The sequence below is a fragment of the Bacillus sp. AFS088145 genome, assembly GCF_002564465.1.
Classification (GTDB): Bacteria; Bacillota; Bacilli; order Bacillales; family Bacillaceae_G; genus Gottfriedia.
Genome location: NZ_NUUX01000015.1, coordinates 153,511 through 169,896 on the forward strand (window position 1 = coordinate 153,511; position 16,386 = coordinate 169,896).

Annotated in this window: 9 protein-coding genes, 3 pseudogenes, 1 riboswitch and 1 other annotated feature; of the genes and pseudogenes, 6 read left to right on the forward strand and 6 right to left on the reverse strand. The window is 36.2% G+C overall.

The window, feature by feature from the left end; genetic code table 11:
* Nucleotides 1–439: 439 nt before the first annotated feature.
* On the forward strand, nt 440–844 hold the full coding sequence (locus tag COI44_RS11705; protein WP_179887094.1) for a BsuPI-related putative proteinase inhibitor: 405 nt from the start codon (nt 440–442) through the stop codon (nt 842–844).
* A 516-nt stretch (nt 845–1,360) separates the two neighbouring features.
* On the opposite strand, the gene COI44_RS11710 is transcribed toward COI44_RS11705, so the two are convergent.
* The 3 genes and pseudogenes from COI44_RS11710 to COI44_RS24610 all read right to left on the reverse strand — a co-directional run.
* On the reverse strand, nt 1,361–1,558 hold the full coding sequence (locus COI44_RS11710) for an aspartyl-phosphate phosphatase Spo0E family protein (RefSeq protein ID WP_098428111.1): 198 nt from the start codon (nt 1,556–1,558) through the stop codon (nt 1,361–1,363).
* A gap of 1,461 nt (nt 1,559–3,019) precedes the next feature.
* Nucleotides 3,020–3,193, reverse strand: coding sequence for an aspartyl-phosphate phosphatase Spo0E family protein (locus COI44_RS11715; protein ID WP_254664642.1), 174 nt, complete (start codon nt 3,191–3,193; stop codon nt 3,020–3,022).
* Between the two features lie 1,019 nt (nt 3,194–4,212).
* Nucleotides 4,213–4,596: pseudogene (locus COI44_RS24610) on the reverse strand (DDE-type integrase/transposase/recombinase); the annotation flags it as partial.
* Nucleotides 4,597–6,128: 1,532 nt separating this feature from the next.
* Here COI44_RS24610 and COI44_RS11730 point away from each other — a divergent pair.
* Together COI44_RS11730 and COI44_RS24165 are read left to right on the forward strand one after the other, a co-directional pair.
* Nucleotides 6,129–9,272, forward strand: coding sequence for a S8 family peptidase (locus tag COI44_RS11730; protein WP_286163891.1), 3,144 nt, complete (start codon nt 6,129–6,131; stop codon nt 9,270–9,272).
* 355 nt (nt 9,273–9,627) lie between these two features.
* Nucleotides 9,628–9,771 carry a hypothetical protein gene (locus COI44_RS24165; RefSeq protein WP_179887095.1) on the forward strand — a complete coding sequence of 48 codons (144 nt, stop codon included), beginning with the start codon at nt 9,628–9,630 and terminating at the stop codon, nt 9,769–9,771.
* Between the two features lie 541 nt (nt 9,772–10,312).
* Here COI44_RS24165 and COI44_RS11735 read toward each other — a convergent pair.
* A complete protein-coding gene (locus COI44_RS11735; protein ID WP_098428114.1) occupies nt 10,313–11,203 on the reverse strand; it encodes a LysR family transcriptional regulator in 891 nt (296 codons plus the stop codon).
* A gap of 84 nt (nt 11,204–11,287) precedes the next feature.
* Nucleotides 11,288–11,392, reverse strand: a riboswitch (SAM riboswitch).
* Nucleotides 11,393–11,465: 73 nt separating this feature from the next.
* On the opposite strand from COI44_RS11735, the pseudogene COI44_RS11740 reads away from it, so the two are divergent.
* Nucleotides 11,466–11,884: pseudogene (locus tag COI44_RS11740) on the forward strand (IS110 family transposase); the annotation flags it as partial.
* Nucleotides 11,885–11,964: 80 nt separating this feature from the next.
* On the opposite strand, the pseudogene COI44_RS23890 reads toward COI44_RS11740, so the two are convergent.
* Both COI44_RS23890 and proC read right to left on the reverse strand, forming a co-directional pair.
* Nucleotides 11,965–12,051, reverse strand: a pseudogene (locus tag COI44_RS23890) (formylglycine-generating enzyme family protein); the annotation flags it as partial.
* 207 nt (nt 12,052–12,258) lie between these two features.
* Nucleotides 12,259–13,080: a pyrroline-5-carboxylate reductase gene (proC, locus tag COI44_RS11745; RefSeq protein WP_098428115.1), complete on the reverse strand. Its 822-nt coding sequence runs from the start codon at nt 13,078–13,080 to the stop codon at nt 12,259–12,261.
* 391 nt (nt 13,081–13,471) lie between these two features.
* Nucleotides 13,472–13,684, forward strand: a binding site (T-box leader).
* A 103-nt stretch (nt 13,685–13,787) separates the two neighbouring features.
* Between proC and proB the strand changes: the two genes are divergently transcribed.
* Nucleotides 13,788–14,891, forward strand: coding sequence for a glutamate 5-kinase (proB, locus tag COI44_RS11750; protein WP_098428116.1), 1,104 nt, complete (start codon nt 13,788–13,790; stop codon nt 14,889–14,891).
* Nucleotides 14,892–15,057: 166 nt separating this feature from the next.
* Nucleotides 15,058–16,305 (forward strand): glutamate-5-semialdehyde dehydrogenase, encoded by a 1,248-nt coding sequence (locus COI44_RS11755; RefSeq protein WP_098428117.1) that lies wholly within the window; start codon nt 15,058–15,060, stop codon nt 16,303–16,305.
* Nucleotides 16,306–16,386 lie beyond the last annotated feature (81 nt).

The following is a 16,386-nucleotide window of genomic DNA, read 5'->3' on the forward strand; positions in this document are numbered from 1 at the left end:
ACAACATTAACTGCATGTATCTTGAAGCAGGATTCATAGTTGAATAGGTTAAATTAAGAGATTGCTAACAAGATGAAAAGGCCACCTCCTAAACCAATTACCGATTCTGTATCAGAGTTTTGTAGTTTCTAGTTGTACATGAAATGAACGGGTAATATTGAATTTTAAAAGAATTATATATTTGTTTAGACTAGGATGACAAATGGGGTTTTGTAAGGGGAGAGCAACCTATTTTTTTACACTTTTTTACATTTTTTTATATTTTTTTACATTTTTAATATGATTACAATGTAAATCTATCAATCGTACTATTAATATAGATTTTGACTTGGGTTTATAAATGAATATATTGACAATTAACATTTTTTGTAATATTTGGTATATTAAGATGATTTTTGTTTGTGGGAATCAATTAATCTTAGCTAAGGAGGTTAAAGGCATGACAGATTGGATATGGAATGGAGATGTCATCGCAGACGTGGAAAAAGCCACGCTTATTTTTACATTTAAAAATAATAGTGATCAGCCAATGCTAATAGAGTTTCCAACAAGCCAGTTTTATGATTATAAGGTGTATAATGCACAAGGAGAACAGGTGTATCATTTTAGTACAAGGAAATTTTTTTTACAGGTGATTCAAAATAAGTCGTTAAACAGTGGCGAACAAATCCAATGGAAAAGTACGTGGAATTACAAAACGAATGATGGAGGAAGCTCACCTGCAGGAACATATACAGTTAATGCTATTTTAGAAATATGGAAAATAAATGACAAACTTGTTAATCCGAAGCCAGCTACTTCATTTACATTCAATATTCCACCTAAAAAAACAACCATTCGATAAGTGCAAGTTGCAGGAAAAGAATTTTTTTGATTCAAATAAACGTGAACAAATCCACACTCTTCAAAAAGTTCTTTCTTGATTTACTAAGTTGATACATTAACGCCTGAATTATTACATCGAATAATTGAAAGGATTGAAAATAAAGCAGGTTCTTAGAACCCTTTCTCTTTCCTTTAAACGTTGTTATATCAGGCTGTTTCTTACTTCTATTCGGGCTCAAACCCACATTCCTACGTTCCTATTTTTCTCATTCATAAAAACCTCGCTATAAAATCCGTTTTTTCACATTTTTCATTCTAACTTTTTTTAGCAAATCATTATTATTCATCAAATAAAGTCTTGATAAAAAAAGAGAGAAAAGGCTTGAGGTGACTGCGATTGTCCCTTTTTCCTTTTCTCTACTCATGCATTTTATCAGATAATCATAAACGAGATGATGTTAAGTTTCCATCTAATCCTAAATCTTGGTATGAACAGCAATTGATGCCAAGCACTATAAGTTTAGAATATCGATGTCTAATTCATCAAGTATTCATAACGCTCATCCTTCAAACCAGTATATATTTTGAATAACTGATTGATTAACTGGTCTAACTCTTGACTACATTGAATGGTATTATAATGAAGAAATCCATACCTCTTATTAATATCATATAATTCATTTCTCTTTTCCTCTATTGCTAGTGTTGCTTGTTGTTGTATTAAAGTAACCATTCCTATATGCCCCCATTCGAATAAATCTCTTATAAAGATTTTTATATTGATGTGACTTCCTAAATTTGCTACTCAGTTGTTATCTTTTGCGCTTGTTACAGTAAAATTAGAATAATTTAATCGATTAACTGAAAGCTGCATTCCATTTTGACACTAGTGAGAAACGGCTGGTAAATGCTCAAATCCAAAATCCTTTCTTCAACCCTTTTTCACTGCTTTTTCTACAGAATAGAGAAATTAATCTTAAAAAACCGACAACGTCATTACGAAGCGTCACCGGTTCTTGTTAACATTAATAAGCTAGGATCTATACAAAGTTTGCACTTGTGATGTCATAACGTACAAATTGCTGTCATTGTATGATCAATCAAACGAGGGAAATACTCTAAGACTATTCCATATACATATTGTTAGAATGTATTGATAATTTTACACTCGTAAACTATTACACTCTTTTTCTAACCATGCTGTCTTATGTACACTTTATACTTTTGTTCCATCTTCCATCGAAGTCTATTTAGACAATACGAGGAAGCTAGAAAAACCGTAGATAAAGAGGTAGCTAAAAGCGTCTTCAATTTCCTTTCACCATACATCCTCTTAGTAGATATGAATAAATTAGGGTTCATTGTTGATTAGGGTAAATTAAGAGATTGCTAATAGAATTATAAGCGACATCACCTGGACGAATTATCGATTTTATATCAGAGGCATGTAGTTTCTAGCTGTAAAGAAGTGAATAGGTAACACTGAATTTAATAGAATTGTATATCTACTAGAATGGTGTGACAAATGGTTTTTTTTACGGGGCTTAAGACCTATTTTTTTTATAATTCAAATGATTTTAACTAAAAATGCATGGCAAATCTCTATCAATCGTACTATTAATATATATTTTGACTTGGGTTTTTAAATTAATCTATTGACCATTAAGCGATTGTGTAATTTAAACGTTTATAGCCAATAAAAAAGGTTCTTCGATTTTTTTGAAGATCCTTTTTTGCTACTCATATAACTAAACCAGCCGTGAAATAACCGATGGAAAGAAAAATAAAAGCAAGAAGAATTAGTTGAATTAGAATATAAACTGTATACTCGTAATGATGAAAGTTACGTAAATAATTCGATAAAAGACATTATCAAACTGAACGAAATTGTTCCTAAGGTTTTGGACGTTCTAATTAATCGCATCTCTTGTAATATTAGTAGCAAAGTTACAATTCAATATAATTTTTCCAGTCCTTTATTATAAATAAAAAGGCAGCGCCCACATGGGCTTGCTGCCTTACTTTAAAATGAGTTGCGCCACGCACTCAACATATATAGTCTGCAATTGGTACTACATGAGATGATGATGAGTTTACGTATAATCACTAAATACTACAGAATAAAGTTACTTTAATTTGTAAGAAAAACATCCAAAGAAGCCTTTACAATTGATAATTTTGTATATAGGTTGGCTTAAAACCACATCCCTACATGCCTTTCTTTGAATAACTGATTTAATAACTTGTCTAGCTCTTGACTACATTGAATGGTTTTGGAATGAAGTAATCCATACCGCTTATTAATATCAAATAATTCATATCTCTTTTCTTCTATCTCTTTTGTTATCTGTTGTAATAAAGTAGCCACCCCTATACCCCTCCATCCAAATAACTCTCCAGTAAGAATTCTATCTTGATATGACTGCCGAATTTAGCTGCCCCGTTATTATCTTTTGCATATGTTACAGTTTAATTAGCAAGTAGATGAACGTCCTTTATTTTTAAAGTAATTTTATGATTAATTGGAAGCCGCGCTCCATTGTGCCACTTCGCTTAATTTCGTCAACTCTCATTACAACTGGCTGGTCAACACTCAAATCCAAAGTACCATCTGCAACCCCTTTTCTCCGCTTATTCCTAAAGAATAGAAATATAAAGAGTAAAAAACCAGCAACGTCATAATGAAGCGTCACCGGTTCTTGGGAATCATGAAATTATCTAGAATCTAACTATAGTTTGCACAACAGAGGTTTTTACGTACCATTTGCTGTACCTGCTTATAATCATTACATTACTCGTATAAAGCACATCGTATTTTTGTTTAGCTATTACAGATAGATTAGCAGAGTATGTTACACCTTGATAATCATTTGTTGCTGACTCATCATGCTTTACGCCAAACGAAATATCAATGTATTCATTTTTTTCTAAATTCCAGAATTTGTTGTCTTTCCTGATTCTTGCACCATCAACCAACAGAGTTTGTTTTTCACCGACAGCTGAAGCGGACTTTGCTACTATAGAAGTAGCTGACTTTGCTGCTACAGGAGCATTCAGGAAGCCAGTTACTATTTCTACACCTTCTGTACCAAGTGCTCCTTTCTTAAAATTCTGAATTCCCCATACCGACCATACCTCATTTTTAGAGTAATATTATCCGTATGTCCAAGAGTTAGAGATTCATTGCAAGTGCTTTGAAGTTCTTGCACAGGAACCAAATAAATAATATAAGCTGCTTCAGTTAGTGTTCTTGGCTACTGCATCTTATATTAAAACTTTAAATTTTTACTCGTTTATTGTAAAATCATGAAATATTATGGTAACCATAACATTATTTTATTGATATTCAGCACTATACTTATTTGCTCAATCCAAAAAATCTGGTTATATTACAAGTGGTCTGGCAACATACGAAAAAGCCAAGGCTTTTTTCAAAAATCGCTTGGCTGATTTGGCATCCCTCACTAAGGAAAAAGTCAATGGTATTTCCTTTTGATCCGACTACACGATGTAAATACATCCATTATCCTTTTACTTTTATGTACGTTTATTCACTGCCCATGAGTCATTGGTTCGTTTGAGTTGAGGAAAGATTCTCTTATTCAATTAAGGACCGTATTGATGTTCCCATCGCATACTGATTGTGTGAGTAATGGATAAGCCTCGTTCCCCATCATTTCCACCTAATCACGGAAACTAATTGCGTACCGTAGATAGCATCTCACCTTTAACAAAATAATGTCAGCTTGAATACTTCCATTTGAAAAAAATTTTGTTTTTCCATACCGATTACGCAGCTTTTTAGAATAATTGTATCAGTATGTTCAAGAGTTAGAGATTCATAGCAATTGTCCTAAAGTTGTTGCATCGGAACCTTTCCACTTGTCATAACGCAACTACTTCTCCACTAATATCAGTGTTATATCACAACTAAAAGAATATCGTTCGGCTTTTTTACTCCATAGTAGAAATGCTATTCCAAATTTTTTGGATTTGGGACTAAGTCATCACTGCTAATTTCTTTTTTTATGTAGACACTGCTTCCCAACCCTACCCCGATATTATTTAATACGGCCTTTCTGATTCCTTCTAAACTTCCAATTTCTATTACGTTTTGTGATAAGAGCTTCGATTGTCTCAAATTTTACTCATCATCGTTTCAAAATATCTTTCAGCTTGATATTTAATTAAAGGAAATTTCGTCAGTAATTGGTCTTCCGGGTATTTAGCATATAAATCTTTAGAAACCACTAGAACCATGTCGTTCTCTGCAATCACGATGTTTGTCATTCCATTTTTATATAGCGTTGTTTTCAATTTGGCAAGACAGTAAGCTACTAAAGAATACCTTCTTTTTAGTTACTCACGATATGAACTATGATTACAGGCTTACAATTACATCATAGTCACCCTTTTATATTAACTATATCTAGACCTAATCAAAAAATCTCAAAAGAGTAGGTCTATTTGTGATGTCCTATTTTAGTTTTCATCATATGTTTAATAAATTATTAGATTTGAGTCAAATATGACTAATCGTAAGAGAAAGAGTCACAACTGTGACTCTTGATCTTCAACTAATGCTAGCGTTAGTTGTATAAGAAATGCCTTTCAACTATTATCTCTCCATAACTCAACTTCATTAACTTCATATTTTTCCTTTTTCACCCATTTAACCATCAATTCATTTGCATTACCTTTTCACCAGAAGCAGATTTTTTGGATTTTGCATATTAGTATTTTGTCGAATATCAATAAAATATTGTTATGGTTACCATCATATTTCATGATTTTACAATAAACTCGTAAAACCTTAAAGTTTTTAATATAAGATGCAGTAGCCAAGAACTCGAACTAAAGCAGCTTATCACCACTTGCAATGAATCTCTAAATCTTAGACATACTGAAACTATTACTCTAATAAGAGGCAAAATCAGTATGGGAAATTCAAAATTTTAAGAAAGGGACAGTTGATTACTAGTATTCTGAAAAGTCTATCAAAATTATTCATTAATTAAGAAAGCAACTTCTATGGCATTTTTCAGCAGCCTCAATATTCATTCGATACTTTCCAATAAAGTAATAGCAAAAGAGCAAAAAGATATACAAATCTATTAAATTCGATGTTACCAATTTATTTCATATACAGCTAGAAACTACATATCTCTGATACAGAATCGGTAATTGGTCCAGAAGGTGTTTCTTTTAACCTGTTAGGAATCTCTTAATGTACACTATTCAATTCTACTTTAAGATATTTCTCAACATTTGTAACTTATTCATATCTACTAGGAGGATGTATGATGAAAAAAATGAAATTGAATACGTTTTTAGCTGCCTCTTTATCTACGGTTGTTTTTGCTTCTTCGTCTTATAACGTAAAAGCCTATGATAAATCGTCATTAGACAAAACACTTAATAGTGCTGCCGTTGTTAACGCTTTGAGCGGTTCCGACGAACAAACCATTACCTTAATTACGGGTGACATCGTAAAGGTTAAAAAGATTGAAAACGGTAAGAGTGTCATAAACGTGGAACCTGCCGATCCGAACAATGCAGGCGTACAAATGTATACAATTGGTGAAGATACGTATGTCATACCAAGTTCAGCTATACCTTATCTGGCTGCTGACAAACTAGACGAGGATTTGTTTAATGTAACGAAATTAATAGCGGACGGCTATGATGATAAAAGTCTCTCTTCCCTGCCAGTTATCGTAGAATACACAGAGTCCAAAGCGAGTTCCGTCCAAACAAAGAAGGAATACACAGAGTCCAAAGTAAGCTCCGTCCAAACAAAGAAGGCCCCAAAAGGAGCAAAAAAGGTTCGTGTGTTAGAAAGTATTAATGGTGCCGCTCTTGCAACATCTAAAAAAGAAGCGGAGACGTTCTGGAAGGATATCACACATGAGGCTTCCCAGAACCCCAATTCTAAATCAGTATTATTCGACGAGGGTATTGAAAAGATCTGGCTTGATGGTCGTGTGGAAGCCACATTAGACCAAAGCGTACCTCAGATTGGTGCCCCAACGGCTTGGGAATCTGGTTTTACAGGTAAGGGGGTTAAGGTAGCGGTACTTGATTCAGGCATCGATCCTAATCATCCCGATCTTGTAAATCAAATAGAAGAGGCAAAAAGCTTTGTACCTGGAGAAACGGTTGATGATTTTCACGGGCATGGTACACACGTTGCTTCAACGGTATTAGGGACAGGTGCTGCTTCTGATGGCAAGTACAAAGGAGTTGCTCCTGAAGCACGTTTACTTGTAGGTAAAGTGTTAGACAAAGGAGGACACGGTTTCGAATCTTGGATTCTTGATGGTATGGAATGGGCTGCACACAACGCCAAGATTGTAAGCATGAGTTTGGGAGGCGGGAAAAGTGACGGAACAGACCCGATGTCCCAAGCCGTAAATAACCTAAGTGAAGAAACAGGTGCACTATTTGTTATTGCTGCCGGTAACGATGGTAGAGAAGGAGCCATCGGTTCACCAGGAGCTGCAGATGCTGCTTTAACGATCGGTGCTGTGGATAAGGCAGACAACCTTGCTCCTTACTCATCAAGAGGACCTCGTCTTGGAGATGGGGGATTGAAACCTGACCTGTCTGCACCGGGTACTGGGATTGTTGCTGCTCGATCTGGACTATCAAGACTAGGAAGCGGATCTTACCTGAGTATGAGTGGTACATCCATGGCAACCCCACATGTGGCGGGTGCTGCTGCGATCCTTCTGCAGAAGCATCCTGAGTGGAATGGCACTCAGCTAAAAGAAGCGTTGATGAATACCTCTAAAAGATTAGATTACTCGCCTTATTATATCGGTACGGGCCGATTGGATATACCTGCAGCTCTAAACAGCACTGTTCGTGCAACGGGTTCTCTGTCGTTCGGCTTCCTTCAGTGGCCATACGATCATGCGCAGCCTATACAAAAAACAGTCACGTATACAAACGACAGTGACTCCACTGTCACTCTAGATCTTCAAGCGGAATTTAAGAGTACAAAAGGTGATGCTGTACCAAATGGTATGTTAACCATTTCTGAGAGCAAGATCACGGTTCCAGCTAATGGTACAAAGACAATAACAGTTACAGTAGATCCGAAGCTTGGTAACTGGGGTCGTTATGAGGGGCAACTAACAGCAACTGATTCTGAAGGCAAACAAGTGACTCATACTTCAATGGGCATAGAGAAAGAAGATGAGAGGTATCCGCTAACGTTAAACGCTACAGACCTTATTGGAGATAAGGTTCCTGCGATAGTCGCAATCGTTGGCGATAATATGAAACCTACATTTATTCCGATAGTGGGAACAAAAACAATTCGTGTAGCACCTGGTACGTATTCAGCCATGACTCGTATAGAATCGGACTTTGACACCGATCATGGTAGTAATGCAATAGTCGGTAATCCTGAATTCAAGGTAGACGGTCCTCAAACCGTGGAACTTGATGCACGAAATGCAAAAGAAATTACAGTTGAAGTGCCAAAGAAGACAGAATCACAATATAGTCGCTTGCAATTCCACCGTTCCTTTGGTGACAATGAAGTAACCGCTGCGTATTTTATGTCTGCAGACACGGATAAAATATATGCACAACCAACAGAGAAAGTTAAGACAGGAGACTTCGAATTTCTGACTCGCTGGCATTTAATAAAACCTCAACTTGAGATCCAGTTTAAAGAAACAGTGTTGGATGATATACTGGAGTATGGAACTACACCTCTTGATGGTAAATATAACTTAGACACGGTTTATGTAGGAAAAGGAACACCAGCTGACTATGAGGGTCTGGACGCAAATGGCAAAGTAGTTGTCGTCGATCGTTTCGAAGGTGGTTATTTTGCGACAATGGAAGCGACACGTGCGCAGGCCAATACGGCACTTGCCGCGGGTGCAAAACTGATGATTCTCGTAAACTATAATGAAGAGGAATTCATTCCGTTGATGGGAAATGAAGAAGGAAATCCAAGAGGCACGAACATCCCACTTACCGTTACTGGAATCAGTAAGGTTGTAGGCGATAAATTGATTGCAGCAACACGTTCCGGTAACCTGCACCTGCATGTTGAAGGTGTACCATATACACCATATGTATATGATTTGGTGGATGTTCACCAAGGCCAGATTCCAGAGAATTTAAAATATAAACCATCTAACAATGAACTCGTTAAGATCGACACGAGTTACAAATCAGATGGTGAAGCAGTTGGTGAAGATGTCCGTTATGATTTACGACCGTATCAAAATGACACTTTTAATTTAATGAATCCTGTACCACTGCAGTTGCCTTCTGATCGAACAGAGTGGGTTTCAGCAGTGAAAGATACTCGCTGGTCTCACCAAGGCAGAGTAGTAGGAGTACCATCCCATCCATGGCAAGTTCAGCCTTTTGTTACTTATGAAAAAGGACAAAAACTTCAGGAAGACTGGTATCTCCAATAGTTCGTCCGCGTTTGGGTCAAGGCTATTGGACACCTAACCGCCAAGGGAACTATTTACTGCTTGGGCAGATTCAGGAAATGGCTCTACAGGTCAGGTCTCGTCTGCGGAATCCGTAAAAAATGAATCACTTAAATTGTACCAAAGAAATACTCTTCTTATAGAAGGAAAAGGACAAACTATTTTAAATAAACCAGTCCCAGAAGAAAAAACATAATACCGTATAGTAAGTGATGCGAAGCGAGAACCGAATCGCTGGATAACATCATTAAGTACGCATACAGAACGGACAATTTGGTCTCAAATAGGCCAAACTTTACTCCCATGCTATTCACTGAATTATAAGGTTGAGACCGATATGAACAGTAACGCACTTGCGGCACCTTCCACTCCACTCGAACTATCTGTTGCAAAACTTGAAGGTGTAGCAGATTATCCTTTAATGAAGGTGAGTCCTAGGAGACTGTTAAATTCGAGCAAACAGCCGATAACAAGTGGATAGCCAAGACCAACAATCCGAAGAATGCTGAATATGTATCATTACGAGCAGCTGCTTTGGAAAATCAAGGAAACAAGATTTCTTAAGAAGTCATTAATGCTTATAGCTTGAAATAAGTTTAATAGCCTATTCATCTGTAAATGATGGGTAGGCTATTTGCTAAGTGGAGATAAAAATCTTATACTTTTCCAATTGTTTAAATGTTATTCAAGAGTCATTTATCATTTGTTCTTTAATAGCAATTATTGTAGATGCGGATACATTATAATCATGTTCTTTATCAATTGATTGACTCTCTAATTAAAGGCTATTCTACAATAAAATAATCGTATCATATGACTACATACTTCCATTTGAACAAATTTTGTTTTTACATACCAAACACAGCTTTTTAGAATAATTGTATCAGTATGTCCAAGAGTTAGAGATTCATAGCAATTGGTCTAAAGTTATTGCATCGGAACCGTTCCACCTGTCATAACGTAACTACTTCCCTACTAATCTCGCTGTTATATCACTACTAAAAGAATATCGTTCGGCTTTTTTACGCCATAGTAGAAATACTATCCCAATTTTTTTGGATTACATTAATAAAAGATTGAATTGTTTCTAGGTTTTCTTTTTCCTTCAACGTAATGATAGAGGTTTTTATTTTTATGTTCTCAGTAACTAGGATTGGAACTAAATCACCATTGTTAATTTCTTCTTTTAGGCTGACACTGGCTCCCATCCCTACCCCAATATTATTTAATACTGCCATTTTGATTCCTTCTAAACTTCCAAATTCTATTACGTTTTGTGATAAGAGTTTCATTTGTCTGAAATATTTACTGATCCTCGTATCATAACATCCATCAGCTTGGAGTTGTAAAAAAGGAAATTTCGTCAGTAATTGGTCTACCGGGTACTTAGCATATAACTCTTTAGAAACCACTGTAACCAATTCGTCGTCCTCTGAAATCACTATATTTGTCATTCCATTTTTATATAACTCGCCCGAAATAATCCCTATATCGTATTTATTTGATTCTATCCCTTTTATAATTTCATCCCTTTTACAGGAAATCAACTTAAGCTGTACCTGGGGATATTGCTTCAGTAACTCAGGTATGATATTAGGAAAATAATACGTCCAAAAGCCTTCAGTAGCGGCAATCGTTACATTGCCGTACGAATTTGAAAGTTCGGCGAATGATGATTCAATCTCCTCTACTATGGGAAAAAGCTGATCCGTATATGTTTTAAGAATTTCACCTGCAGGTGTCAAAAAGATCTTATTTCCAATCCGTATAAATAGCTGCTGTTCCAATTCTTTTTCGAGCGTCTGAATTTGTGCGGTTACAGCAGGTTGCGTGAAGTTTAACTGTTGTGCAACCTTTGTAAAATTTAAGTAATCTGCTGCAAATTTGAAAGTTTTTAGATGTCTTAATTCCATAATAGCTGCTCTCCTTTAGTTACTATCCAGAGAAAACAAAAACGCACTCTAAAAAGAGTGCGTTACTGACAAATAAAATGAATACTCTTATCTATCAGGAGTTTTACCCGATGGAATTAGCACAGTATCTTAAATAGACCAGTTGCTGAGGTTTCATAAGGCCAGTCCCTCCACCTCTCTGGATAAGAAATATTTTTTTATAACAATATCAATTCACTTGAAAATTGTCAAGTTATTTCAGTGTTTTCAGAAAATTACTTGGTCCACAGGACATTATCAAGCACCTGTCATACAATTCTTAGAGAAATACAATTACTTGTATATTATGATTACTCCTTTAGTGTCTCAACAGTCTAAAAAAACAAGCTTAAGAAAAGTTAAAACTGATGCCATGGATGCCTATAATCTGTGTAATTTATTTTATAAAGAAGAATTAGAACCCTATAAAAAACGAGGAATTAATCTCTTAAACCTACGCCATTTAACGAGACAACATGAGGCGATAACTGGTATGTATGTCCAAGCAAAGCTACAATTTCACACTATGTTAGATCAAATATTCCCTGAATATAGACGTGTACGTGGTGATTTATTTTTAAAGTATCTTTATATCTATTAAATGAATTTCCCACTTCTGAAAAAGTTTTAAAAGAATGTGAAGTAAATTTAATAAATCGTATTACCAAAAGAGGTTCAACTAGGCTCTTAGTTACATAAGAATGTTTAGCATTAACTAATAACTTTCCCATCCTTTTGGGAAATTAAAAAGACCGGGCAAGACGGAATCCAAGGTCGTCTATGTAAAATGACGGATGGCTACGACGACGACATGAAGCCCCACAACCTCTATTACTTGTAATATTGTAGGTGAAGTTACAATTCACTATAATTTTAGAGATCCTTAATTATAAGCAAAAAAGGCAGTGCCCACATGGGCTTGCTGCCTTACTTTAAAATGAGTTGCGCCACGTACTCCACATGTGTCGACTGTAATTGACAACACAATAGATGTTGGTGTTCGTTCAAAACTGAACAAAAAATCGCCTTTTTTTGTTTTACATATGTTTTATGAGACTGGATAGTTCAACAGACTTTTGCGTACAACGCTTTATAGCTGAAATGATAGCTGTTCTTAAGCCTTTTTCCTCTAATATTGCTACAGCTTCTATTGTCGTTCCACCTGGAGAACAAACCATGTCTTTCAATGCACCTGGATGTATTCCCGTTTCCAGTACCATTTTTGCAGAGCCTAATACAGCTTGAGCTGCGAATTTATATGCTTGATTTCTTGGCATACCATCTAATACAGCAGCATCTGCCATGGCTTCTATAAACATATATACATATGCTGGCGAAGAACCACTTACAGATGTTACAACATCCATTAATTTTTCGTTTACTATCTCTGTTTGGCCAAAACTATTAAAAATGTTCAGTATATCCTCTAAATCTTTTTCTGTAACCATTTCATTAGGACATAACGCAGACATTCCTTCTCCAACAAGAGCAGGTGTATTAGGCATTACTCTTACAACCTTTAACTTTTTATCAAAAGCTTCCTCAGTACTTTTAATGCTTTTTCCTGCAGCGATAGTTACGACTATAACATGGTTTTTTATCTGTTCGTTTATTTCGTTAATTACTGATGAGTATAGGTCTGGTTTGATAGATAAAATTAAAATGTCAGCATTTTTAGCTACCTCATTGTTGTCAGGAGTTGTAGTTATACCATATTTTTTACTAGCATTTTTTAAATTTGTATGGTTTAAATCTGAACAAATTATTTTATCCGAAGGCACTATATTTTTGGTTATCATCCCACCAATCATAGCTATCCCCATATTTCCGCATCCAATGAATCCAATTTGTTTATCCATATTTACTCAATTTTGCTCCTTCTAAAATAAATTATATCGGTTTGAAATTATTATTCTGAAAAAATTAATAATATCCCATGCAATATAACAAAACATTTTAAGAGAGTACATTGTTTTTTGCAATATAAAAAAATTTAGAAATCAGTTTTATTCTGTATGAAACGCGTAATTTCTAAATAATTTAGTATCTTTGTTATATATTAACTAATCAAATTTTAAATCATGTTGAAGATTAGTAAACATCACTATTAACAACGTAATGAATATAAAAAACTTATGTTTAGACATGAATTTCACTTTATGCTAAGAGATATTTAGAAAATTAATTTAATTTAAAAAATGACTCTTGACATAAAAACGCACTATATTGCATAATGTATAAAAATCAAATTGAAAATCGTCGAAGGGAACTAGTACATATATCTTCTTGCGAAAGAGAGTGGAATTCACCGGCTGAAAGATTCCTCGTATAGAAAATATGGAACCTATCCCTGAGTCTTAAACGAAAGTTTAGGCGTATACCTTCGTTATAGGTGTCAAGCGGATATATATATTTATATCAATAAAGGTGGTACCGCGGAACAATGATCGTTTCGTCCTTTTTATTAAGGGCGAAGCGGTCATTTTTATTTTACTCTTTATTGCTAAATAGCATGTTAGAAGTTTAATTTACAAAAAAATTCGCATTTAGAATAGGAGGTACAAAAGTGAAAAAACAGCGAATTGTCGTGAAAATTGGAAGCAGTTCCTTGGCAGTTAATCATGGAGGTATCTCTGAGGAACAGCTTTCTGATCATGTTGCTGCTTTGGCGCAATTGAAACAGGAAGGACATGAAGTGTTGCTGGTTACATCTGGGGCAATTGCTGCAGGTTTTTCTGCTCTTGGGTATCCAAGTCGACCTGTAACAATTAAAGGGAAGCAGGCTGCCGCGGCTGTAGGACAAAGTCTGTTAATGCAGGCGTATACGGAGGAATTCCGTAAATATGGTATCGTTACCGCGCAGCTTTTGCTGACGAGAACTGATTTTTCTAGAAAAGATCAATACAGTAATGCATATGCCACTTTAGAAGAGCTACTAAATCGTTCCTCTCTTCCAATAATCAATGAAAATGATTCAATTTCTTTAGAGGAGCTCACTTTTGGTGATAATGATATGCTGTCAGCTTTAGTGAGTGGGCTTGTTTCGGCGGATATGCTCATGATTTTTACAGATGTGAACGGTTTATATGATCAAAACCCTCAGAAAAATGCGGATGCGAAAAAGTATTATTTTCTCCCTGAGGTTACGGAAGAAATTGCTTCTCTTGCTGAAGATGCGGGCTCAAAACTTGGAACTGGCGGTATGAGATCAAAAATCGATGCTGCAAAGACGGCACTATCTCTTGGAGTGAGTGTATTTATCGGAACAGGATCTGGACAGGAGAAGTTTTTAGATGTTTTGAAGGGTAAAGGTGATGGAACGTATATCGGTAATGCTCCTCAAAAAGTGATTAAGATGAACAAGCAATGGATCGCGCTACATTCGCTTGTTAGTGGACAAATTGAAGTAGATGCTGGGGCAGCCTCTGCCATCATTCATCATGGAAAAAGTCTTCTTCCTGCTGGTGTTACTAATGTGTCTGGGTTCTTTCGAGCGGGCGAAGTTGTGGAGGTCATTACACAACAAGGACTCTTGATAGGGAAAGGTCAGTGTAGATATAGTGCAGAGGAACTACAGGATATAAAAGGGATGCAGAGTCACGTCATTCAGGCTCAAGCCGTAAGACATAGCTATGAAGTCATTCATAGGGATAATTGGGTTTCATTTTAAGAATAGAGAGGATCCGTTCAAGTGAAGAGGGCGGAATCCTCCATCCTAAATCTGATTGATTCACCTAATATCTATGTAGAAGAGTCTTGGATGATCGTTCCAAGTTGTCAAAGTTAAACATGCCTCAAGTTTTTATATTTTGAATCTTTAAAAGGAGGAAATGAAGATGAATGAAGTATTAGAAAAGGGACAAAAAGCGAAAAAGATAGCTGGAGAACTCGTTCTCAAATCCACAGTTCAAAAAAACAAGGCACTTGCTGCGATTGCGGATCAATTGATAATAGAAACACACTATATTTTGGAGGAGAACAAAAGAGATATTGAAGTAGGTAAAGCAAAAGGAATGTCTGCTTCTATACTTGACCGCCTTACGCTGAATGAACAGCGCATTATTGATATGACAGAGGGTATCCGGCAGCTAATTGATTTGCGTGATCCTGTTGGAGAATGTGTAACCACATGGGAAAGACCGAATGGATTGTCTATTCAAGAAATGCGTGTGCCACTAGGTGTTGTCGGGATGATTTACGAAGCGCGACCGAATGTAACTGTGGATGCGGCCACAATTTGCTTGAAAACAGGAAACGCAGTGATCTTGCGTGGCAGTTCTTCCGCTACTTATTCTAACAAAGCCATCGTAGCTGTCATTCACCGAGCTCTTAAACAAACGAGCTTGCCTCCAGAAAGCGTACAGCTCATTGAAGATACGTCACGATATAGTGCAAAGCAGCTGTTTACATTAAATGAGTATTTGGATGTTCTTATCCCAAGAGGTGGCAAACAGCTAATAGATACTGTAGTGAGAGAAGCGTCTGTTCCTGTATTGGAAACAGGTGCGGGAAATTGTCACATTTTCATTGATGAAACAGCGGATAAACAGATGGCATTTGATATTATTATAAATGCAAAAACACAGCGACCATCTGTATGTAATGCAATTGAAACAATTATACTTCATGAGGAGTGGGCGCACCGATTTGGTACCGAGCTCTTTTCTTCCTTAAAGGAAAAAGGAGTAGAGCTACGTGGAGATAAGAAGGCACTGGCTATCGATTCTTCTATTGTACCTGCTTCAGAAGAAGACTGGGGAACTGAATTTTTGTCTCTCACGCTAGCAGTCAAAATGGTCTCCTCTGTTGAAGAAGCTATTAACCACATCAATACTTATGGATCCATGCATTCCGAAGCGATTATTACAGAAAGGGAAGAAAGTGTGAACAAGTTTTTCACGTCCGTAGATGCCGCGGCGCTCTACCATAATGCTTCGACTCGCTTTACTGATGGTTTTGAATTCGGCTTTGGTGCAGAAATCGGCATCAGTACGCAAAAGCTACATGTAAGGGGACCAATGGGACTTCCTGCATTGACTTCTACAAAATACGTGATTCGTGGAAATGGACAAATTCGGAGATAAGGAATGTAGGGAAAGAGGCAAATCCTTAACATAAATCAAAAATAAAGCAAATAAATTACGTTCTAGAAAGAAAGATTACCT

Excerpts from the sequence above, each read along its gene's own strand:
- COI44_RS11705 (WP_179887094.1), top strand. The coding sequence starts at position 440 with ATGACAGATTGGATATGGAATGGAGATGTCATCGCAGACGTGGAAAAA.
- COI44_RS11710 (WP_098428111.1), bottom strand. The coding sequence starts at position 1,558 with ATGGTTACTTTAATACAACAACAAGCAACACTAGCAATAGAGGAAAAG.
- COI44_RS11730 (WP_286163891.1), top strand. The coding sequence starts at position 6,129 with ATGAAAAAAATGAAATTGAATACGTTTTTAGCTGCCTCTTTATCTACG.
- COI44_RS24165 (WP_179887095.1), top strand. The coding sequence starts at position 9,628 with ATGAACAGTAACGCACTTGCGGCACCTTCCACTCCACTCGAACTATCT.
- COI44_RS11735 (WP_098428114.1), bottom strand. The coding sequence starts at position 11,203 with ATGGAATTAAGACATCTAAAAACTTTCAAATTTGCAGCAGATTACTTA.
- proC (WP_098428115.1), bottom strand. The coding sequence starts at position 13,080 with ATGGATAAACAAATTGGATTCATTGGATGCGGAAATATGGGGATAGCT.
- COI44_RS11755 (WP_098428117.1), top strand. The coding sequence starts at position 15,058 with ATGAATGAAGTATTAGAAAAGGGACAAAAAGCGAAAAAGATAGCTGGA.